Raw genomic sequence first — 22782 nt, 5'->3', positions numbered from 1 at the left:
GTCATCAACATGAACATTGGAATCATTGGCATCGGTTCGTTCCTTCCGGACAACCGGATCACGAACATCGATTTGGAAAAACGAATGGATACGAGCGACGAATGGATTCGGACCCGGACCGGGATCGAGGCGCGCCATTTGGCAGACGCTGATTTGAGCGTTGCCGATATGGCCACAAAGGCTGCCGAACGGGCGCTTCAAAGTGCGGGTGTGTCGATTGAAGATATCGACGCAATCATTTGCGCGACGGCGACGGCGCCATCATTCCCAGCGACGGCTTGTCTCGTGCAAGCCAACCTTGGGGCTAAGCAAGCGGTCGCCTTCGACGTCAGCGCCGCTTGTAGCGGCTTCATCTTCGCGATGGATACGGCGAAGAGCATGATGCTCGCGAAAGGGTTGAAGCGCACACTCGTCATCGGAGCTGAGAAGATGGGCAACTTGATCGATTGGGACGACCGTTCGACCGCCGTCTTGTTCGGTGATGGGGCGGGTGCCGTCGTTCTCGGCGAAGACGAGGTGGCCGCCATCGAGTCGGTCATTCTCGGAAGTGACGGAACCGGCGGAAAGTTCTTATATGAGAATGAAGAAGGTAAGATTGTCATGAACGGTCGTGAAGTGTTCAAATTCGCCGTCCGTAAGATGCCTGACATCGTCTTAGAGGCGTTGCAAGGGGCCGGGAAGACGATTGAAGACCTCGACGTCCTCGTGCCGCACCAGGCGAACCGTCGTATCATTGACGCAGCGATTGAACGGTTAGGGATTGACGAAGCAAAAGTTGTCGTCACGATTCAAGACCATGCGAACACGTCAGCTGCTTCAATTCCACTTGCTTTGGCCGAAGCGGTCAAGCAACGGAAAATCTCAAACGGTCAAACGATCGTCGTCGCCGGCTTCGGCGCCGGGCTCACATGGGGAGCGAGCTGTTTAACATGGAATAACGCTAACATCACGGAGGAGATTAACGCATGAAACGAGTAGTCATCACAGGATTAGGAGTCGTTTCCCCACTCGGGAACGACGTTACGGCAATGTGGGAGCGACTGTTAAACGGGGAAAATGCAGTCGATACGTTAACAAAGATTGATATTAGCCAGTATCCGGCGAAAGTCGGGGCGGAAGTAAAGGAATGGAACATCGATCATTTGGTCGAACCGAAGGAAGCGCGCAAGATGGATTCGTTCATTCAATATTCGATTCTTGCGGCTGACGCTGCGCATCGGGATAGCGGTCTAGATGTGAAAGCAATCGCGGACGATGTCGGGATTTGGATCGGAAGCGGGATCGGTGGTGTCGAAACAATCGACAAACAAGCGAGTATCTTGCATGAACGGGGACCACGTCGCATCAGCCCATTCTTCATCCCGATGATGATTCCAAACATGGCGAGCGGTCAAGTTTCGATTTACCTCGGAGCAAAAGGGCCGAGCAACTGCTCGGTCACAGCTTGTGCATCTGGAACGAACTCAATCGGTGAAGCGTTTAAAGTCATCCAACGTGGTGATGCCCTCGCGATGTTCGCAGGTGGGGCCGAAGCACCAATCACGCCGCTCTCATTCTCAGGATTCTGTGCCAACAAGGCACTATCGACGAATCCAGACCCGAACACGGCATGCCGCCCGTTCGATAAGAACCGTGACGGCTTCATCATGGGTGAAGGCGCGGGCGTGCTCGTTCTCGAGGAATATGAGCATGCGAAAGCGCGCGGAGCCAAAATGTATGCGGAAGTCGTCGGGTATGGCATGAGTTCGGACGCTTATCACATCACGGCGCCGTCACCTGAGGCAGAAGGTGGATCAAAAGCGATGAACGAGGCGCTTCGTGACGCGGGAATTCGTCCAGAAGACGTTCAATACATCAACGCACACGGGACGAGCACACCACTCAATGACATGCTCGAGACGAAAGCGATCCACAACGTCTTCGGTGACCACGCGCACAACTTGGCCGTCAACTCATCGAAGTCGATGATCGGGCACTTGCTCGGCGCAGCCGGCGGAGTCGAGGCCGTCATCACGGCGTTATCGATTCATGAGGGACGGATTCATCCGACGATCAACTGTGAGACACCAGCTGATGATTGTGATTTAGACTATGTCCGTGACGGAAATCGGGAACTTGATATCCAGTACGCACTGAGCAACTCGCTTGGCTTCGGGGGCCACAACGCGACGCTCGCATTCGCGAAAGTGAACGACTAATAGTAGAAAAAAGTGACAAAAACGGGTAGGGTATAAGGGTTGGTCTAACAGAGAGGAGAATGCCAGATGAAACGATTTTTCATCGGTGCCGCCTTGTTGGGTTCAGTCCTTATCCTTTTTTTCGTTATTTGGTACGGACAACGAGAGCAGGCACGAGAATTACTACCACCAGAAGAACAAATCGTGACGATCCATGGAGAGACGTTGCCGGAGCAGCCGAACACGCTGCTCGCGATCGATCCGAGTTCGCAAACTGTGTTATCGCATATTTATGAAGGATTGTATCGCTTCGGAGCGGACGGTGAGATTGAACCGGGACTCGTTGAGACGATGACGCGTTCCGAGGACGGGGCGACATATACGTTTAACTTGAAGGCAAGTCAAACCGTCAATGGAAATGCGATCACGGCTGAAACGTTCGTCGAGCATTTTCGCAGGCTCGCCGATGACGATACGAATTCCCCGTTCAGTTTCCTCCTCGGAGATGTATTGAACGCGAAAGCGATCAGTCTCGGGACGAAAGAACCAGAGACGCTCGGCGTGAAAGCGATTGACGAACAGACACTTGAATTGACGCTCGAGCGGCCGATGGAAGGGTTCGAGCAGATGTTAGCGATGCCGGCCTTTCTGCCGCAGACGATGATCGGGGAGTGGCAAGAACTTGACGCGAACGGCCCGTTCCAAATCGAGTCAATCGACGCGGCCCAGGCGACGTTGATAAAAAACGAGGCTTATTATGATGCAGATCGCGTCACACTCGAAAAGGTTATCATCTGGGCGGATGAAGGTCTAAGTTCAGAGCCCGCCGGTATTCACCCGATCCCTTACGGCACGGACGAGGGAACAATCGAATCACTCGAAGGTAAGCTCGTTGATGTCCCACGAAGCGGTGTCTTCTATTTGAAACCGAACGTCGACGAGTACCCGTTCGACGATGCCGATTTCCGTCGCGCGCTCGCGCTCGCCTTAAACCGTGAAGCAGTGGAAGGGTCGCTCGCAAGAGCCGAACGGACGACCGAACGATTGCTCGTCACCGATCAAACGGAAGTGGAACCATCGCTCGATGGGGACGCAGCCAAGCTGTTCGAGAAAGTGCTCGGACGACTCGAAGAAGAGGAAATCGAGATTGAGTTGCTCAGCTTTGTCGATGAAGAGGCGAGACAGATCGCCCAGACGATTGAAACAGAGCTTGAACAACTTCCCGGTCTTCAAGTGAACGTCATCGAGTTGCCGCTCGGTGACAAAGTTAGGAAAGAAGTCGCAGGCGATTACGCGTTGTCACTATCAGGCTGGCAACCGGACTACCCGGCATTCAGTGCCTATTTGACCCAATTCGAGACAAATAACTATTTGAATTCGAGCGGGTACACGGACGACACGTTCGATCGTTTGATGGATGAGGCCCGCTCGACAGAAGTACTTGCGGACCGGAATGAGACGTATCGACAGGCGGAAAAACGGCTGTTGGAAGAAGCTGTCGTTATCCCAATCTACCAAGCTGGAAGATCTTACGCAGTCGATTCCAAATATGCGGAAATCGGTTTTCCGGTCATCGGTCCTTCGTACGTCCTAACTTTTTCTAAAGTTTATGAAAAATGAGCTAAAAGCCCGTCTCCCTAGGCGGGCTTTTAGCCTATAATAAAAATTTTTTAGAAAAATCAAAATAAACACTTTGCAAAATTATCAGAATATTGTATTATTGCTTCAACGGGATTGTGGTAGCAAATTTTGTAAAGTGAGATATCTGAATTTTCTACCATCGTTCATTTCGTTAAACCGAAAAAAATCAGGGGGTCATCGCAATGAATAAGAAAAAAGGTTTTGCTTTAGCAACGTCGGTAACGCTTCTATCTAGCGCATTCCTAGCAGCTTGCTCGGGTGGGGAAGAAGAGACATCATCAAATAATCAAGGTTCTGAAGGCGGCGCAGACGAGGAGCAAGTCCTCAACTTGCTCGATAGTTCTGACATCCCTTCACTTAACCCTACACTCGCGACTGACGCGGTTTCGTTCAACGTCTTGAACAACGTTAACGAAGGTCTCTATCGTATGGACGACGAAGATAACCCGACACCGGGGATCGCGGAGTCACACGAAGTTTCTGAAGACGGTAAAACGTACACGTTCAAAATCCGTGAAGGCGCAACTTGGTCTAACGGTGAGCCTGTAACAGCTAACGACTTCGAATACGCTTGGAAAGAAGTCCTTAACCCGGACAACGCTTCACAATATGCTTACGTCATGTCAATCATCGAAGGTGCTGAAGCCTACAACACAGGCGAAGGTGAGCGCGACGCTGTCGGCGTCACAGCTACTGATGATCAGACACTTGAAGTTAAATTGACTGCACCAGCTGAGTACTTCCTCGGCCTCACAAGCTTCGGCGTATTCATGCCTAAACTTGAGTCGTTCGACAAAGAGCAAGGCGAGAACTTCGGTACGTCTGCAGAGACAACGCTCTACAACGGACCGTTCAAACTCGAAAGCTGGGAGCGCGAGCAAGGCTGGAAAATGGTCAAAAACGACGACTACTGGGATGCTGAAGCCGTCAAACTTGACGAAATCAACGTTAAAGTCGTTAAAGAAGTTTCAACAGGTGTTAACTTGTACGAAAACGGCGACGTTGACCGTACTGGTTTGACTTCTGAGCTCGTTGCGCAATACCAAGACAACGAAGACTTCTCGACTGTCGTCGAGCCAACACTCTTCTACCTCCAGTTCAACACTGCGGTTGAAGCACTCGACAACCAAAACATCCGTAACGCGATTGACGCGGCATACGATAAAGCAGCGATCTCTGAAACGCTCCTTGCGAACGGTTCAATCCCTGCGAACTACCTCGTACCAAAAGACTTCGTAACTGGACCAGACGGCGCGGACTTCCGTGAAGCGAACGGCGACATCGGCGGCTACGACGTGGACAAAGCGAAAGAACTTTGGGAAAAAGGACTTGAAGAGCTCGGCCAAGACTCTGTCGAAATCGAACTCCTCAACTACGACTCAGAATCTGCGAAGCAAATCGGTGAGTTCATCAAAGGTGAACTTGAGAAGAACCTTCCAGGTATCACGCTCACAATCAAGCAACAACCGTTCAACAACAAACTTGACCTTGAAAACAAAGGTGATTTCGAGTTGACATTCGCTGGATGGGGCCCTGACTACCAGGATCCAATGACATTCGTTGACCTCTTCGTCACTGACGGACCATACAACCGTGGTAAGTGGTCGAACGACGAATTCGACAAACTCATCGAGTCTGCGAAATCAAGCACAGATGCTGAACAGCGTTGGGCGGACCTTCAAGCTGCAGAGAAAATCGTTCTTGAAGAGAACGCGATCTCGCCAGTTTACCAACGTGGATCGGCTCGCCTCACGAAGCCATACGTTAAAGGAATCGTTGAACACGCGTTCGGCGCTGACTACTCGTACAAGTGGGCATTCATCGAAGGCAAACAATAATTCGAAACAACACGAAAAGAGACAGGGACGCCTGTCTCTTTTTTTGTTGCATCCAATTTGAAATCGCTACGCAGAAAAGCCGCCCTTTGAGTGTAAAGGGCGGCTTCGTCTTATTTTTTCACTTTGGCACGTTTTCGGTTGAGGCCCATCGCTTTTTCGATTTTCGCGAGATTTTTGTTGGCGACAGCTTCTGCCTTTTCACGTCCTGCATCGAGGATCGCATCGAGCTCAGCTGAATCGACGAGTTCATGATAGCGATTCTGAATCGGCTCGAGCATGGCGACGACCGCTTCAGCGACATCTTGTTTGAACGTCCCGTAGTTCGAATCTTGATAACGTTCGACGAGTTCATCGATTGGCGTATCGGTCGAGAGTGAATAAATCTCAAGCAAGTTCGAGATTCCCGGCTTGTTCTCTCGGTCGAAGCTGATGATCCCACTCGAGTCTGTGACCGCGCTCTTGATTTTCTTGCGGATGACGTTCGGCTCATCGAGCATCGAGATGAAGCCTTTCACGTTCGCATCCGATTTCGACATCTTCTTCACTGGGTTCGTCAAACTCATGATGCGGGCGCCTTCTTTTTGAATGAGCGGCTCAGGAATTGTGAACGTCTCGTAGTATCGCTTGTTGAAGCGCTCGGCCAAATCACGCGTCAACTCGACGTGTTGTTTTTGGTCATCACCGACCGGGACGAGTTCTGTCCCGTACAAGAGGATATCGGCCGCCATGAGCGTCGGATAGACGAACAGGCCGGCACCGATATTTTCACTGTTTTGGGATTTGTCTTTATACTGCGTCATCCGGCTCAGTTCACCCATGCCGGCGATACACGTCAACATCCATCCGAGCTGGGCGTGCGCCTTCACTTCCGACTGGACGAAGATCGTCGACTTCTCAGGGTCGAGACCACAAGCGAGATAGAGCGCCGCAAGTTTACGCGTGTTGTCCATCAACTCGACCCGGTCAAGCTGGACCGTGATCGAATGGAGATCGACGACACAGTAGAACGCTTCGTGCTCGTCTTGGAGCTCGACAAACTGTTTCATCGCCCCTAAGTAGTTACCGAGCGTCACGACGCCGGTCGGTTTAATGCCAGAAAAGATTTTTGCCATGATTGCACCTCCATAGAATATAAAAAAAACCGCGGTTCCCCGCCCGAAAAATCGGGACGAATAACCGCGGTGCCACCCAAATTTGCATGAAGTTCATGCCACTTGATCGCGTTAACGGGCGTGACCGTCTCACCATACTATCGTTCAGGTGAGCCACTCCGAAGTCCATTCGCTCGACGCTCTCCATCTACTCGCAGCAACGTAGACTCTCTGGGGGAAAGGGGAATCGAGGTACTTGTCTTCTTCATCGTGTTTCCTATTGTTCTAGCCATAGTGTAGCATATCGTCTGAAAAATCGGAAGGTCAAACGAGGGTGATCACGTAGGAGAGGATGATGCTACCGACGCCGACGTACACCCAACGCGAAGCCGAATGTTTTTGAGCGGCCCGTTCTTCCGGAGTCGCTTCTTCGTCTTCCTCGTAATCCGGATCAATTTCTTTCAACTTGGCGCGTCGGTTACGTTTGAACCCGTACATGATGCCGTCGAATAGTCCGGACGCGCTCATTTGAGAGAACATACCGATTGCAAAGACGAGCATCCCGGCGACGAACAGACCGCCGCTCAAATGAAACAATAACGTTTCATCCTGGTAATAAGAGAGGCTCGACCAGACCGTGTAGGCAATTGTGACAATCCCCCAAACGATTAATATACTTCTAAAATTTTTCAATGTGACAAACTCCTTTCAGCTTGGATGTGCTCCATCGAGTCATCCGCCCTATGGCTCTATGATACCTGTTGCTTGGTGGAGAAGGCGAGAAGTTCGTGTTGAAAATGACAGCGGTTTATTAGGGAGTTGACAGTTTGATTAAAAATTTTTTACAATAGCCCTAACGTTCTTTCGTCGGATACAAAATGAAATATTCAGAAAATTAAAGAAAAAGTAAGATGTTATCGTCCGACGAAACGCCATGCTTCACGATTCAGAAAGGGGACATCGCAATGAAGAAAAAATCGATTTTGCTCATGATGACACTCATCTTGGCACTCGGTTCAGTGCTCGCCGCTTGCTCGACTGGCGGAGACTCTGACGGCGGTTCGTCTTCGAACGGAGAAAAAGTTCTCCGCTTGACGGACACGTCTGATATTACAACGGCTGACCCGGCGCTCGCGACGGACGCAGTCGCGTTCAACTTGATCGCCAACACGATGGAAGGTCTTTACCGTCTGGATCAAGACGGGAATGCCGTTCCAGCAATCGCCGAAGGAGAACCAGAAGTGAACGAAGACGAAACGGTCTACACGTTCACACTCCGCGACGCGGAATGGTCTAACGGCGAACCTGTCACAGCGAACGACTTCGTCTACGCTTGGCAACGCGCTGTGGATCCAGAAACTGGTTCACAATACGCGTACATCATGAACACAGTAAAAAATGCTGAAGCCATCAACACAGGAAATCTTCCAAAAGAAGACCTCGGCGTGAAAGCAATCGATGAGAAGACGCTTGAAGTCACACTCGAGCGTCCGGACCCATCGTTCATCTCGCTCACATCGTTCGGTACATTCACACCGATCAACGAAGCGTTCGCTACTGAAAAGGGTGCGGATTTCTCAACGACTCCAGAGAACCACATTTACAACGGTCCATTCACATGGTCGGAGTGGGATCGTGAGCAAGGGTACGTGTTGACGAAAAACGACGCGTATTGGGATGCTGAAAACGTCGCCTTGGAAAAAGTAGACGTACGTGTCGTCAAAGACACATCGACGGTCGTCAACTTGTATGAAGCAGGAGAAGTCGACTACGCCGGCCTTTCATCTGAACAAGTTGCTGCTTTCCAAGAGAACGACGACTATAACACAGGCCTTCGTTCAAGCGTCGGTTACTTCAAGTTCAACCATGAAGATGAAGTCTTCGCTGACGTCAATGCCCGTAAAGCAATCGCTCGTGCGGTCGACCCAGCCGGAATCATCGACCAACTCTTGAACAACGGTTCAATCGCCACGACTTCGTTCATCCCGAAAGACTTCATCAAGTATGAAGACGGCACGGATTACACGGAAGGCGTGACGCACTTTGAAACGAACGCTGACGAAGCGGCATCACTTTGGGAAGAAGCGACTGGCGGCGAAGCTGCTACAATCGAACTTCTCTCATTCGACAGCGAAGTATCGAAACAAATCTCAGAGTACATGAAAGGCCAAATCGAATCGAACTTGCCGAACGTGACCGTGAACATCTCACAACAACCGTTCAATAACAAGCTCGAGCTCGAAGCGAACGGAGAGTACCAAATGTCATTCGCCCTTTGGGGACCTGACTATCAAGATCCGCTCACAAACCTTGGCATCTTCACGTCTGACAACGGTCAAAACGACATCAACTACAAGTCTGCTGCCTACGACAAGTTGATTGATGAAGCATCTGCTGAAACAGCAATCGATGCCCGTTATGACAAATTTAAAGAAGCAGAGACGCTCTTGATTGAACAAGACCAAGCCATCATGCCGATTTACCAAGCTGGTGTCGCTTACTTGCTCCGTCCGAACGTCGAAAACTTCAACCGTCAACTATTCGGTGCTGATTACCAGTACAAATACGTCGATATCAACTAAATGAGAAGGGGGCATGCAACGTGCATGTCCCCCCTTTTCTAAAAAAAATCCGGAAATGAGAGAAAATACTATTCAAATGTTTTGTTGGTAAAGTATAATGTAGTAACAGTGAAAATTCAGAATACTTTACAAACTAAGGATTCTTCAATTTTCATGTGCTGTGTTAAGAGCCTTGAGATGACGTTTGACCTATTCTTTCAGAAAATTCCTTTCATTTTGTGAATTCAAGAAAAGGGCAATATGTCATAGTGACGCTGTTGGTGCAAGCATAGACACATTAGAAAAACAGGGGGTATTTATTTATGGGACGTTATATTCTGCAACGGCTGACTTACGGCCTCATCACGTTCTTCTTGATTGCGACGTTCACGTTTTTCCTGATGGACCTGCTTCCAGGTTCGCCGTACCAAAACCAGGAGAAATTGACTGAATCACAAATTCAACTCTTGAACGATCGTTACGGACTCAATGATCCACTTCCAGTTCGTTATGCGACTTACTTAGGGAACCTTGTGCAAGGTGACCTCGGCGTATCGTTCCGTACGGCCAACCGGCCAGTGACGGATTTGATTATGGAACGGATCGGACCTTCAGCTCAACTAGGGATTCAAGCGCTCGTCCTCGGGACGTTTGTCGGATTGCTCCTCGGGATTGTTGCAGCCATCCGTCATAACACGTACATCGACTATGGTTCAATGTTCGTATCGGTAATCGGGATTTCTGTCCCATCATTCGTATTTGCAGCCCTCCTTCAGTACTATGTAGGGGTTAAGTTGCAAATCCTCCCTGTCGCGTTCTGGGATTCACCGGCTCATACGATTTTGCCGACCATCTCGCTCTCGCTCGGTGTCACGGCGGCGATCGCTCGTTTCGTTCGGACCGAGATGCTAGAAGTGACCGGACAAGACTATGTCACGCTCGCTAAGGCGAAAGGATTGACCGGAAACGCCATCGTTTGGAAACACATGGTGCGTAACGCGATGATTCCTGCCATCACAATTCTCGGACCAATGACGGCCGGCCTGTTGACAGGTACGTTCGTTATCGAAAAGATCTTTGCGGTTCCGGGACTTGGTGAGTTGTTCGTTACATCAATTACGTTGAATGATTACTCGGTCATCATGGGCACAACGCTCTTCTTCTCGGCCTTGTTCATTATTATCATTCTACTTGTCGACTTGCTCTACGGAGTCGTTGACCCACGTATTCGTCTTGGGGGGGATAACTGATGATTGAAAATAAAAAGAATTTCGAGCAGTTCGACCAAGACATGTTCCAACGTGTCGAGATGAATGAACAGCTCGGTGAACGTATTGCCGGTAAAAGTTTGAACTTCTGGCAAGACGCTTGGATGCGCCTAAAGAAAAACAAAGCCGCCATCCTCTCGTTGTCAGTCATTGTCATTCTCGTCTTGCTCGCGTTGTTCGGTCCGATGCTTTCAGGCCGTGACGCTTATGAACAAAACATCTCACAAGCAAAACTTCCACCTAAAGTCACTGGACTTGAGTGGGCAGGGTTTGATGGGATGGCCAACCTCGGTGGACGCGACATCGATTTCTATGAACAGAAAAATGTCGAAGAGAACTTCTGGTTCGGTACGGATTACCTCGGCCGTGATCTTTGGTCACGTGTTTGGGAAGGAACGCGCATCTCGCTCTTCATCGGTTTGATGGCTGCGATCATTGATACGGTCATCGGTGTCGCATACGGTGGGATTTCGGCTTACTTCGGTGGCCGCACAGATAACATCATGCAGCGGATCGTTGAAATTTTGACAGGTGTTCCGAACTTGATTTTGATCATCTTGTTCATCTTGATCTTTGACCCAGGGGTGTTCACGATCATCCTCGCGATGACGATCACCGGCTGGATTGGGATGAGTCGACTTGTCCGCGGTCAAATCTTGAAACTTAAAAACCAAGAGTTCGTCTTGGCAGCTCGTACGCTCGGTGCTTCAAGTAACCGTTTGATCTTCAAACACTTGATCCCGAACACGCTCGGCGCCATCATCATCACACTCATGTTCACGATTCCATCTGCCATCTTCTTCGAGGCGTTCCTCAGTTTCATCGGGATCGGACTTCAACCGCCACAAGCGTCACTTGGTACGTTGATCAACGACGGATACAAAGAGCTACGGACATTCCCGTACTTGCTCGTCATCCCGTCAGTCATCATCGTCTTGCTCATGGTCAGCTTCAACTTGCTCGCCGATGGCTTGCGTGATGCGTTTGACCCGAAAATGCGTAAATAATTATAGAAACAGGGGGACTCGTGAATGGAAACGATTTTATCTGTCCGAGACTTAGCGGTCTCGTTCCATACGTATGCTGGAACGGTACAAGCTGTTCGCAACGTATCGTTTGATTTGAAAAAAGGCGAGACGCTCGCCATCGTTGGTGAATCGGGTTCTGGTAAATCCGTCACTTCAAAAGCGATCATGCGTCTGATCCCGAACCCGCCAGGTGAAATCACGAACGGAGAAATCTTGTTCGAAGGTAAAGACTTGGCGAAGTTGTCGGAAAAAGAAATGTTGAAGATCCGTGGCCGTGATATCGCTATGATCTTCCAAGATCCAATGACATCACTCAACCCGACGATGACGATCTTCAAACAGATCGCTGAAGGATTGAAGCAACACCAAGGTCTTACGGGTGAGGATGCGAAGAAGCGTACGCTTGAATTGCTCACACTCGTCGGGATTCCAAACCCAGAAGCACGTCTTAAGCAATATCCGCACCAACTCTCAGGTGGTATGCGTCAACGGATCGTTATCGCGATCGCGCTCGCATGTAACCCTAAAGTATTGATCGCCGATGAGCCGACGACAGCTCTCGATGTAACGATTCAAGCTCAGATTTTGGAGCTTTTGAAAGACATCCAACAAAAGACCGGCACAGCGATTATCTTCATCACGCACGACCTCGGTGTCGTCGCGAACATGGCTGACCGTGTTGCCGTCATGTACGCTGGTAAAATCGTCGAGAAGGGAACGGTCGATGAGATCTTCTACGAGCCGCGTCACCCATACGCATGGGGACTGCTCGGATCGATGCCGCGCCCATCTGATGACCCGAACGAGGCGCTTCCGGCCATCCCAGGTACGCCGCCGAACTTGCTCGACCCGCCAAAAGGCGATGCGTTCGCACCACGTAACCCGTATGCGATGAAGATCGACTTTGAAAAAGAACCACCGATGTTCCAAATTAGCGACACGCACTATGCGGCAAGTTGGTTATTGCACCCGCAAGCACCGCAAGTGAGCCCGCCGAGAGCAATCCGTGACCTTGCACTCAAGTATCGTCCGGACAGCGCGTTCGCCAAATCGATTTTGAAAGGTGGTGCTGAATAATGGAACGCGAGAAATTACTCGAAGTAAAAGACCTGAAGCAGCACTTTAAAATTGGCCGAGGCCGCGTCGTTAAAGCGGTCGATGGCATCTCGTTTGATATCTACAAAGGTGAAGTACTCGGTCTCGTAGGGGAGTCCGGTTGTGGGAAATCGACGACAGGTCGTACCATCATCGGTCTTTATGACGCGACGGACGGTGACGTCGTCTTCAAAGGCGAAAACGTTCATGGCAAGAAGTCGAAAGCGGAGAAGTTGAAATTCAACCGGGCCATGCAAATGATTTTCCAAGATCCTTACGCATCGCTCAACCCGCGGATGACGGTCGCTGATATCATCGCTGAAGGCATTGATATCCACGGCCTTGCCAAGACGAAGGAAGACCGGATGAACCGTGTCTATGACCTTCTTGAAACGGTCGGTCTTACGAAAGAGCACGCGAGCCGTTACCCGCACGAATTCTCGGGCGGTCAACGTCAGCGGATCGGGATTGCCCGCGCTCTCGCGGTTGAACCAGACTTCATCATCGCCGATGAGCCAATCTCGGCTCTCGACGTATCGATCCAAGCTCAGGTCGTCAACTTGATGAAAGAATTGCAACGCGACCGTGATTTGACGTACTTGTTCATCGCCCACGATTTGTCGATGGTCAAGTATATCTCAGACCGGATCGGTGTCATGTATCAAGGTCACCTCGTCGAACTCGCTCCAGCAGCGCGTTTGTATGAGAACCCGATTCACGCCTATACGAAGTCGCTTCTCTCGGCGATCCCGCTTCCGGATCCAGAGCACGAGCGCACACGTAAGCGGATCGTGTATGAGTCGAAGTCACTCGGTGCCGTCGGACGTTCGGATGAGGATTCAAGCATCCCACCGCTCCGTGAAGTCGAGCCAGGCCATTACGTCTCATTGACAGACGAAGAATACGAAGCGTATAAAGCGCAACTCGTATAATTAGAAAGTCCCGAATCCAACCGGATTCGGGACTTTTTTTGAGCGCAAAGAAAAACACCGTCCAAGGACGGTGTCAGGCGTTTGAGATGCGTGGCAAGTTCGAGAGCCGTTCGACGACCGCGTCAATCAGGCGGACACGGGCAAGGGCATCTTCGATTTCCATCGTCTCATAGTGATGCAGTCCGCCAGGTTGTTCCACGTACGTATCCGCATCATGGACGAGCTGTTGGAGTGGGGTACGTTGAATCCGGTTAGGCGGGAGATAGGAATCAGTATGAAGCAAAATCATGACCGAGATCTCTTTCGCGCGTGCCGGGTCTTCCCCGAGACGAATCAATAGCTTATGGGCGCGTTCGGCCCCTTTAATGGCATGAATGTCGTTTTGACGGTATAAATCGTAGTTCCATTTGCCTTCGGTGTACCATTCGTAGTGACCGATGTCATGGAGCAGAGCGGCTTTCGTCGCTAAATCCGTATCAAGCCCTCGTCGCGTCGCCAATTCGAGAGCGCGTTCACACACGTCGACGGCGTGTTTCAGACCGGAACGGGTCAAATATTTTTGGGTGACCGGATGTTGCATAATCGTCTCTAGCGTAATTCTCATATTCGCTCTCCTCCTTGGTGATTTCAAAGGTTATTTCTATTAACTATACGGGAATTGAAAAAGAAAAGCAAATTTGGAACGTGTGAAATGATGAAAATCTTCGAGATTGTTCAACCATTTTCATAAGAATGTGCTATAATTTAATTGTAGATTAGTGCAAGTTCAAGATTTTCAGATTCAGTAACGGTCGGTGGGTCGAGTCCTTATGGCGTTGGGGGTGAGAGACCATGAAAGAGCGTGACAAAGTATTGCAACAGAAAAAGAAACTTCTGAAGGAAGTCCTCAAGAAGAAATTGAAAGACTTACAAGTGAAGCCTGGCAAAGAGACGGTATCACAACCGGTTTCTCGAATGCCGGCGTCCTAGAACGGTCGATCAAGGGTCGCATTCTCCTGAGTGCGTCCTCTTTTCTTACCCGAGTGAGAAAAGTTATCATTGAAGTTTCAATAAATAAGAATTATTATAATTAAGTGGACGAATTTTTGGGTATACAAATAGAGTCACTTGAAAAAGATGAACGAACACTTGATCAGGGAGGAACGAAAATGGTCACATTGTACACGTCTCCGAGCTGCACATCGTGCCGAAAAGCACGGGCATGGCTCGAGGAGCATGATATTCCATTCACGGAACGGAACATATTTTCAGAACCACTCTCACTCAATGAGATCAAACAAATCCTACGTATGACAGAAGATGGGACAGATGAAATCATCTCGACCCGGTCTAAAGTTTTCTCGAAAATCGACGTATCGGTCGATGCGCTTTCACTCCAACAACTATATGATTTGATTCAAGAATATCCAGGATTGCTCCGCCGTCCGATTCTGATTGATGAAAAACGTCTTCAAGTCGGGTACAACGAAGATGAGATTCGTCGATTCTTGCCGCGCAAGGTCCGGACGTTCCAACTTCAAGAAGCGCAACGACTCGTCAACGAGTGAGGAAGCATACTGTCTAAGCAGTGTGCTTTTTATTATTCCGTTTTTCCGATAAAATAATAGTAACAACCCCATCATCAATAGATTGACACGTTAAAAAAAGGGTACTATGATAACAAGACAATTTCCCCTCTCCTCCTTAATTGTTGAAGTAGGAGTGAGGTGAGAAGGGAGTGGACAATCGTGAAAATTGAGCGCATCAACGACAACACCGTCAAATTTTTCATTACGTATGTCGATATCGAGAAACGCGGTTTCGCTCGTGATGAAATCTGGTATAACCGAGAACGTGGTGAGCAGCTGTTCTGGCAGATGATGGACGAAGCGCACGAACGAGAAGATATCTCGTTTGATGGTCCACTATGGATACAAGTACAAGCGTTTGAAAAAGGACTTGAAGTGACCGTGACGATCGCGAAAAATGTGATTGACTCTGAAGACGATTCTGAGCTCGGGTCACTATTGCGCTCGGCAATCGACGAGGCGCGCGATCAGCAATCGGTGCTTGATCAATTGAGTGAACTTGATGAAATCGAAGCCGAGCCGGAGGCGTGGGCTCCGCTCGCCATGGAAACGGATGACTTTGAGGCGATCATCTCGCTCAGTAAACGAGCAGGAGAGGCGTTGAACAACGTCAACCTTAAGTTATTCCATTACGACAATCGGTATTACTTGTGGATTGACTTCCCAGACGAGATGGAACCGGAAGAAGAAGAGAACGTATTAAGTCTCTTAGCCGAGTATTTGACGTTCAGCACGCAGACGTTAGCGATGCTTGAAGAATACGGCAAGCTCATTCTCGACGGGGATGTCTTCTCAAAAGTCCGTCACTATTTCTAAACCCTAATCGCCTGTTCATGTGGACAGGCGATTTTTTTACCAATTTATACATATGAAGAGGTGTCGTGATGCTCAAGCGGATTCAATTAAAGTTGGAAGATAGCACCTGGTTCGTCCCGTTTTTATACGGAGTGGGAGGGATCGCGTTAACGTTCCTGACTCAATATTTTGGAAGCTTCTTTCGGGAGCTGTTACCGGAAATCATTTATTTAGACAAGGATTCAGCAGCTTCTGTCCTGTCTTCGTCGTTCACGAGCCTCATGACGATGATGACGTTCAGCTTTTCGACGATCCTCGTCGTTTTGACGACGTATTCGTCGCAGTTCTCGCCTCGGACGATCAATAACTTTTTGACGAACTCGGCGTCGAAGCATACACTCGGCCTGTTCATCATGACGACGGTGTACGGCATTACGAACTTGTTCCTTATCCGGACATCGGATGAAGACGTCGTACTCGCTTCAGGCATCAGTGTCCTGCTCGTGGTCAGCTCGATTTGGGCGTTCGTTAAATTCATTCAAACGATCAGCGTCTCGATTCAAGCGGAACGCCTCTTATCGGCATTGCACCGCGAAGCGCTATCCGTCATCGAAAACCAAAGACGGGCGGTCGAAGAGGAAGACATGTATATCGTCCCGAAACGAACGGTTCACACGTTCGAAGGACAGGCGGTCTATGCCTCTCGAACGGGCTACGTCCAACTGTTCTCGAGCGAGAAGCAGGAGAGCCGTGACGCTGACTTCGAATCGGTCGTGGCCGTTGGGGACTTTGTAGCGGAAGGAGATATTCTCGGCTATTGGCTCGCAGAAGAAGCGCCCGATATCGACGTGTTCCAAATCGGCGAGATCCGTTCATCGATTCAAGACCCGGCGTTCGTCATCGAGAAGTTGAGTGAGATCGCGCTGAAAGGCGTCTCACCGGGCATCAATGATCCGAATACGGCGATTCACGCGATTCATTACATCGGCGATATTTTACGCGAACTGAGCCGATTGCCGGCAGGCGACTTTTTATTCTCCAACGACAAGAGCAACTGGCATGCCAAACGTAAAACGATGGAAGCGACATTGTTCGAGGCGTTCGCTCCTGTGAAGACGTATGCGAGTCACGACATTTTCGTGATGGCATCCGTCTTCGAGGCGATCCGAATCGCGCGGATTCAGGCACACGCCTCGCATGACGAAACGTTCGAGGACTTCATCGACTACTTTGAGGAAGCGCTCGACTTGGATGAGTTGCATCCACGAGAGAAAGCGTTCTTGACGAATCAGATGACGAAAGCACGGAAAATACGTGATTAACGAGAAAGGAAGGGGTCCGAGAAGACCCCTTCCTTTCTGTGCATCATGAGAGGGTATAGCCCCCATCGACCGTAATGGCTTGGCCGTTGATATAGCTCGACGCCTCACTCAACAAGAAGGTCACGACCGGCGCCACTTCATCCGGTTTAGCGGCATGTCCCCGGAAATGATGGGTCATCGCCTCTTGGAACTTGGCTTCCCCGCCGTACAACTTGTGACTGAGCGGGGTGTCGACCGGACCGAAACAGACCGCATTGAAGCGGATTTTGCCTTTCATTCGATGGGCGAACGTCTTCGTCAAGGCGATGACGGCCGCTTTGGAGGCGGCGTATGGACCGAGCATCGGTGGGAATTTGACGTGGCCGACGATGGCAGCGTTGTTGACGACGCTCGCTCCATTCGCGAGGAGCGGGATAGCGCGTTGGATGAGTCGGTTTGTCGCGAGCACGTTCAGTTCGAAGACGTCATCGAACGCGGACGCAGGCAACCGTTCGGGCGTCCCGGGGCGCCCGAACGTCGCCGCGTTATTGAATAGGCCGTCTAACGTGATGGCCCGGTCTTTGAGTTCGTCCATCATCGCCTCGATGTCATCGGGTTGGGACAAATCGCATGCCATAAACGTGATGCGAGCGGATGCCGCCTCGATTTCTTCGCCTCGTGCCTCGTCTCGGCCGATGCCGATGACGTCATGTCCTTCCTCTGCTAACCGGAGGGCGACGGCCCGTCCAATCCCACTCGTCGCTCCCGTAATCAAAAATGTGCCCATATTTCGTTCGCTCCCCTCAAAAGATGGCGTTAAGTTGTATAATTATGATAATACAAGATAGAAACGGGGTCAGTTTATAATATGTTGCGACGCATACAAGTCCTTTTATCCCTGATTTTGCTCGCAGGTCTCATTGCCGTATTATCATATTACTGGAGCTCCCAAGTGATTGGCTTGTTCTCGGTGCTCGTCTTTTTGACGACGTTCAGCATTTTGCTCGTCATCTTGCTCGAGAACCGCAATCCGCAACGGACGCTCATTTGGGCGATCGTCATGCTCGGCTTCCCGGTCGTCGGTCTGTTCGCTTATTTCGTGTTCGGTCAGAACTATCGCCGGAAGCGGATGTTCAAAGAGAAAGCGATGCTCGATGAAGAGACGTACCTCGCCTATCGGCAGAAGGCGATGACGTTGTCGCCGTCACTCATGTTCTCCCACGATGATTATGAGAAATTGCTCCATTTGACGTCGTCACTCAATCAATTACCCGTCTCATCGAACACGTATACGCAAGTGCTGACGAACGGGCAAGAAAAGTTTTCGAAACTGTTGCCCGCCTTGAAAGGGGCGACCCGCCACATCCATCTCGAATATTATATTTTCCGGGAAGATCGTATTTCTCGGGAAATTCAACGCATTTTGATCGACAAGGCGAGGGCGGGGGTCGAGGTCCGCTTCTTGTACGATGCCGTCGGCTCGATCCATACGAGCGGGACGTTCTTCGACGAGATGCGGCAAGCAGGCGTCCACGTCCAAGCCTTCTTCCCGGTCGTCTTACCGCTCGTGTCGAGTAAGACGAACTACCGGAACCACAGGAAGATCGTCGTCATCGACGGCACGGAGGCGTTCACCGGCGGGTTGAACGTCGGTGACGAGTATTTGGGCGAACATTCGAAGTTCGGCTTCTGGCGTGACACGCATCTGTACGTCAGAGGGGAAGGGGTGTCGGAACTGCAACTGATCTTTTTGCAGGACTGGTACTATATGACGGGCGAGCGCCTGTTCACTCCGTTTTATCTCGAACCGCTCGAGACGGTACGCAGCGCGAGCGGGGGTGTGCAGATCGTGGCGAGCGGACCGGATGAACCGTATGAGACGATGAAGTCGATCTATTTCGCGCTGATCAACGCCGCGAAAAAATCGGTCTATATCTCTTCGCCGTATTTGATTCCCGATGAGGACATCATGAGCGCGCTCAAGACCGCCTCGCTATCCGGAATCGATGTCCGGATCGTGCTCCCGAGTTATCCGGACCATAAGATCGTGTTTTATGCGAGCCGGTCGTACTTCGAGGAGCTGCTCAGCGCCGGTGTGAAGATTTATCTGTATGAAGAAGGGTTCATGCACTCGAAAGTCATCGTCGTCGACGATGGGCTGGCGACAATCGGGACGGCGAACATGGACTTCAGGAGCTTCCACCTCAATTTCGAGGTGAATGCGCTCTTATACAACACGAATTCCGTCCATCAACTCAAGCAAGATCTCTATAAAGACTTTGAAGGGTCACACGAGTTGGAGTTGCAGGCGTTCTCGGAACGGTCGTACTTCATCAAACTCGTCGAGTCATTGGCCCGAATGTTTTCACCACTACTATGAGGGGGAAGCGGCATGCGGTTTGCCATCGATCGGACAGGGGGGTATGTCGATGCCCTTACGTTAAGTCGGGGGCGGATCGAACCGTTTGCCCCTTTTGTGTGTCCAGAATGCGGGGAACGGGTCATCGTCAAGCAAGGTGTGAGGCGACGGCTTCATTTCGCACATGTCCATCCGTGTGGACGAGGCGAGTCGACGGGGCACCACGAAGACAAATGGGGTGTTCGGCAGTGGCTTCAGACACAAGGTTACGCCGTCGAACAAGAAGTCGTCATCGGCGCACGTCGTGCCGATTTGCTGGCCCGACGCGACGATACGAGGCTCGTCATCGAAATTCAGGCGTCGACGCTCACAATCGAGTCTTACGTCGAGCGGACGAGACATTATCGCGACAACGGACTCGATGTCATCTGGCTGGCGAGCGGATTAGAACCTAGTGCTTGGCCTTCATTGCAGCCTTGGATGCGTCACGAACTGTTTAGACGGCATGGCCTCCTTGTCCCATGCAAGCAATCACTTTATCGTTTCACCGGCTTCCCGATATCGGTTCGACGCGGCGTTGGTCATTGGCAGACCGTATCGTCATTCTCGAGTTCACCGTTCGAATGTTATTATCGTTTCGACGCCCAGCAATGGGTTCAACTCGTCCGGCGCCGCCGCATGACCCCGCCCTATCCGACGCCGCAGTACCGCCGGCTCGTCTTGAACCGATTGTATCCGATCGGAATGTTACCATCTCTCATGCCGAGTTGCTGTTACTTGCCGTTATCCTCGCTTTGGGGCATCCACGTCCATCCGTTCACATTTCAGACGGTGCTTTATTTGAATCGGCGTGAGCGTCCCGACGACTCCGTCGCATGGAGTATCGAGAAGACGTGCCGCCAGTTTGACGTGACCCCGACAAGCGACTTTCTCCAAGCGTTTGAAGTACAATGGAGACAACTCTTGAACGTGTTTGATATGACGGAGTCGGTGCGGGATTGGCACGTCCCAAAGACGCTAGAGACGGCCCTTCTCCACGATCTTCGATTATTTCAAGGGTTTCAGCGATTCATGGCGAAATCGTATACAAACTAGGAAAAGGAAGTGGACATATGTCAGAAGTACTCACACGAAAACAAGTACCCGTCGAGGAGACGTGGAACTTGGAGACGATTTATGCGGACGATCAGGCGTGGGAACACGATTTTGAGGCATTGAAAGCAAACGTGCCGGCCTTGGTCGAGTTTAAAGGTAAACTCGGGGAATCAGCCTCTACTTTGTTTGAAGGCCTGCAACTTCGCGACGACATCTCGCGTCAATTGCATAAACTGTATACATACGCCCATATGCGTTATGACGAAGATACGTCGAACAGTCATTACCAAGCGTTGAACGACCGGGCGGGCTCGCTCGCGGCCCAAATCTCGGCTCAGCTCGCATTCATGACGCCGGAACTGCTCGCCATCGATGAGAGTCAAATCGAGGCGTTCATGGCGGAACACGAATCGCTCAACGTCTATCGCCATGCGTTCGACGAGTTGGCGCAAGAGCGTCCGCACGTGTTGACGGAAGCCGAAGAGGCGATTCTCGCTCAAGCTGGTGACGTGCTCGGCCAATCGAGTTCGACGTTCGGCATGCTCAACAACGCCGATTTGAAATTCCCGAAAGTGAAGAACGAGAAAGGTGAAGACGTCGAATTGACGCATGGCCGTTACATCACATTCCTCGAGTCGAGCGACCGTAGCGTCCGCGAAGGGGCGTTCAAGGCGATGTACGGCACGTACGAGCAATATTTGAACACGTTCGCCTCGACGTTGTCAGGCAGCGTGAAGAAGGATAACTTCTATGCGACGGTCCGTAAGTTCGAGAGTGCCCGTCAAGCGGCGCTCCATCATAACGCCATCCCGGAAGCGGTATACGACGGTCTCGTCGAAGCGGTGAACGAGCGCCTCGACTTGTTGCATCGTTACGTCGCGCTCCGGAAACGGGCACTCGGTGTGGACGAGCTGCATATGTATGACTTGTATACACCGCTCGTGAAAGACGTGGACATGAAAATCCCATATGACGAAGCGAAAGACTTGATGGTCAAGGGACTCGCACCACTCGGTGACGAGTACGTCCAAATCGTCAAGGACGGTCTCGATTCACGCTGGGTCGACGTCCGTGAGACGCGTGGCAAACGGAGCGGTGCTTACTCTTCAGGCGCGTACGACACGCAGCCGTTCATCTTGATGAACTGGCAAGACAACGTCAACAACTTGTTCACGCTCGCCCATGAGTTCGGTCATTCGGTCCATAGCCATTACACGCGGGCGTCGCAGCCGTATCCATACGGGGACTACTCGATCTTCGTGGCCGAAGTGGCATCGACGACGAACGAGGCGCTCTTGAACGACTATTTACTGAAGACGCGTACAGACCGCCAAGAGCGGCTCTATCTCTTGAACAATCAGCTCGAGACGTTCCGTGGCACGTTGTTCCGTCAGACGATGTTCGCCGAGTTCGAGCATATGATCCATAAAGCGGCCCAAGATGGCGTCTCGCTCACACCTGAGTACTTGAATGAGACGTACCTCGAGCTCAACAAGCGATACTTCGGAGACGAGCTCGTCATCGATGGGGAGATCGCCTTCGAATGGGCACGGATCCCGCACTTCTATTACAACTACTACGTTTATCAGTATGCGACGGGCATCTCGGCGTCGGCCGCATTGTCGCAACAGATCATGGACGAAGGGGAACCGGCCGTCCGTCGTTACATCGACAAGTTCTTGAAGGCCGGGTCGAGCGATTATCCAATTGAAGTATTGAAGGCGGCTGGAGTCGATATGACGACGAAAGCACCGGTGCTCGCAGCGCTCGATCAGTTCGAGGCCGTGCTAGACGAGATGGAAGCGTTACTTTTCCAATAAAAGAAGCGGGGCGTGAACATTATGTGACAATATGAACAAAGTGCTTGTCACGGTGCGCTCGTCTCGGTATATTATAAGTGTGAAATCAATCACAAACCCCTTTATTGACCGTAAACTTTCTCCCAACCTGTGATCTGTATAGATACTCGGGTACGATGTTTTCCGTCCCCGCGGGAAACATCGAAAAAACCCACGGCTCCCCGGCCGTGGGTT

The 22782-nt window shown here is 50.9% G+C and carries 19 protein-coding genes and 1 other annotated feature; of the genes, 15 read left to right on the top strand and 4 right to left on the bottom strand.

Going from position 1 to position 22782, the window contains the following annotated elements:
- Nucleotides 1-9: 9 nt before the first annotated feature.
- The 4 genes from KNP75_RS09450 (at nucleotide 10) to KNP75_RS09435 (ending at nucleotide 5656) form a co-directional block, all read left to right on the top strand.
- A complete protein-coding gene (locus KNP75_RS09450; protein ID WP_034776926.1) occupies nucleotides 10-969 on the top strand; it encodes a beta-ketoacyl-ACP synthase III in 960 nt (319 codons plus the stop codon).
- Complete coding sequence (gene fabF, locus KNP75_RS09445) at nucleotides 966-2198, top strand: beta-ketoacyl-ACP synthase II (RefSeq protein ID WP_214823285.1); 1233 nt, start codon at nucleotides 966-968, stop codon at nucleotides 2196-2198. The genes KNP75_RS09450 and fabF overlap by 4 nt, the downstream gene beginning before the upstream one ends.
- A 66-nt stretch (nucleotides 2199-2264) precedes the next feature.
- Complete coding sequence (locus tag KNP75_RS09440; protein WP_215190261.1) at nucleotides 2265-3797, top strand: peptide ABC transporter substrate-binding protein; 1533 nt, start codon at nucleotides 2265-2267, stop codon at nucleotides 3795-3797.
- 203 nt (nucleotides 3798-4000) lie between these two features.
- Nucleotides 4001-5656 (top strand): peptide ABC transporter substrate-binding protein, encoded by a 1656-nt coding sequence (locus KNP75_RS09435; protein WP_215190260.1) that lies wholly within the window; start codon nucleotides 4001-4003, stop codon nucleotides 5654-5656.
- Between the two features lie 110 nt (nucleotides 5657-5766).
- On the opposite strand, the gene trpS is transcribed toward KNP75_RS09435, so the two are convergent.
- Nucleotides 5767-6768 (bottom strand): tryptophan--tRNA ligase, encoded by a 1002-nt coding sequence (gene trpS / locus KNP75_RS09430; protein ID WP_034776932.1) that lies wholly within the window; start codon nucleotides 6766-6768, stop codon nucleotides 5767-5769.
- A 49-nt stretch (nucleotides 6769-6817) separates the two neighbouring features.
- Nucleotides 6818-7025: a binding site (T-box leader), on the bottom strand.
- Nucleotides 7026-7071: 46 nt separating this feature from the next.
- Nucleotides 7072-7440 carry a DUF3899 domain-containing protein gene (locus KNP75_RS09425; protein ID WP_034776934.1) on the bottom strand — a complete coding sequence of 123 codons (369 nt, stop codon included), beginning with the start codon at nucleotides 7438-7440 and terminating at the stop codon, nucleotides 7072-7074.
- 272 nt (nucleotides 7441-7712) lie between these two features.
- Between KNP75_RS09425 and KNP75_RS09420 the strand changes: the two genes are divergently transcribed.
- From KNP75_RS09420 to KNP75_RS09400, 5 genes are all read left to right on the top strand, one after another.
- Entirely contained in the window at nucleotides 7713-9329 is a 1617-nt protein-coding gene (locus KNP75_RS09420) for a peptide ABC transporter substrate-binding protein (RefSeq protein WP_215190259.1), read from the top strand.
- Nucleotides 9330-9631: 302 nt separating this feature from the next.
- The gene (gene opp3b, locus KNP75_RS09415) at nucleotides 9632-10558 is read left to right on the top strand and encodes an oligopeptide ABC transporter permease (protein WP_034776936.1); all 927 of its coding nucleotides are present in this window, start codon (nucleotides 9632-9634) and stop codon (nucleotides 10556-10558) included.
- On the top strand, nucleotides 10558-11583 hold the full coding sequence (opp3C, locus tag KNP75_RS09410; protein WP_034776938.1) for an oligopeptide ABC transporter permease: 1026 nt from the start codon (nucleotides 10558-10560) through the stop codon (nucleotides 11581-11583). The genes opp3b and opp3C overlap by 1 nt, the downstream gene beginning before the upstream one ends.
- Nucleotides 11584-11607: 24 nt before the next feature.
- The gene (locus KNP75_RS09405) at nucleotides 11608-12681 is read left to right on the top strand and encodes an ABC transporter ATP-binding protein (RefSeq protein WP_215190258.1); all 1074 of its coding nucleotides are present in this window, start codon (nucleotides 11608-11610) and stop codon (nucleotides 12679-12681) included.
- Complete coding sequence (locus tag KNP75_RS09400; protein ID WP_034776942.1) at nucleotides 12681-13631, top strand: ABC transporter ATP-binding protein; 951 nt, start codon at nucleotides 12681-12683, stop codon at nucleotides 13629-13631. Before KNP75_RS09405 ends, KNP75_RS09400 begins: the two co-directional genes overlap by 1 nt.
- Nucleotides 13632-13704: 73 nt before the next feature.
- Here the strand turns inward: KNP75_RS09400 and KNP75_RS09395 are convergent, their stop codons facing one another.
- On the bottom strand, nucleotides 13705-14235 hold the full coding sequence (locus KNP75_RS09395; protein ID WP_034776944.1) for an HD domain-containing protein: 531 nt from the start codon (nucleotides 14233-14235) through the stop codon (nucleotides 13705-13707).
- A 544-nt stretch (nucleotides 14236-14779) separates the two neighbouring features.
- Between KNP75_RS09395 and spxA the strand changes: the two genes are divergently transcribed.
- From spxA to KNP75_RS09380, 3 genes are all read left to right on the top strand, one after another.
- Entirely contained in the window at nucleotides 14780-15178 is a 399-nt protein-coding gene (gene spxA / locus KNP75_RS09390; protein ID WP_015881217.1) for a transcriptional regulator SpxA, read from the top strand.
- 180 nt (nucleotides 15179-15358) lie between these two features.
- A complete protein-coding gene (gene mecA / locus KNP75_RS09385; RefSeq protein ID WP_034776946.1) occupies nucleotides 15359-16015 on the top strand; it encodes an adaptor protein MecA in 657 nt (218 codons plus the stop codon).
- A 68-nt stretch (nucleotides 16016-16083) separates the two neighbouring features.
- A complete protein-coding gene (locus KNP75_RS09380) occupies nucleotides 16084-17316 on the top strand; it encodes a DUF2254 domain-containing protein (protein ID WP_215190257.1) in 1233 nt (410 codons plus the stop codon).
- A 43-nt stretch (nucleotides 17317-17359) separates the two neighbouring features.
- On the opposite strand, the gene KNP75_RS09375 is transcribed toward KNP75_RS09380, so the two are convergent.
- Nucleotides 17360-18082, bottom strand: a complete 723-nt coding sequence (locus KNP75_RS09375; protein ID WP_214752607.1) for an SDR family NAD(P)-dependent oxidoreductase — start codon at nucleotides 18080-18082, stop codon at nucleotides 17360-17362.
- A gap of 81 nt (nucleotides 18083-18163) precedes the next feature.
- On the opposite strand from KNP75_RS09375, the gene cls reads away from it, so the two are divergent.
- Genes cls through pepF form a run of 3 tightly spaced genes read left to right on the top strand, consistent with a single transcriptional unit; the run spans nucleotide 18164 to nucleotide 22569 of the window.
- The gene (gene cls, locus KNP75_RS09370) at nucleotides 18164-19675 is read left to right on the top strand and encodes a cardiolipin synthase (protein ID WP_034776952.1); all 1512 of its coding nucleotides are present in this window, start codon (nucleotides 18164-18166) and stop codon (nucleotides 19673-19675) included.
- Nucleotides 19676-19687: 12 nt separating this feature from the next.
- Entirely contained in the window at nucleotides 19688-20749 is a 1062-nt protein-coding gene (locus KNP75_RS09365) for a competence protein CoiA (protein WP_215190256.1), read from the top strand.
- 17 nt (nucleotides 20750-20766) lie between these two features.
- Nucleotides 20767-22569, top strand: coding sequence for an oligoendopeptidase F (gene pepF / locus KNP75_RS09360; RefSeq protein ID WP_214823279.1), 1803 nt, complete (start codon nucleotides 20767-20769; stop codon nucleotides 22567-22569).
- The last annotated feature ends 213 nt before the right edge of the window (nucleotides 22570-22782 follow it).

Origin of the sequence: Exiguobacterium sp. s6 (assembly GCF_018618155.1) — a bacterium.
Lineage (GTDB): Bacteria > Bacillota > Bacilli > Exiguobacteriales > Exiguobacteriaceae > Exiguobacterium > Exiguobacterium mexicanum_A.
The sequence above is the reverse complement of the archived record's forward strand: the minus strand, read 5'-3'. Positions and strand labels throughout refer to the sequence as shown.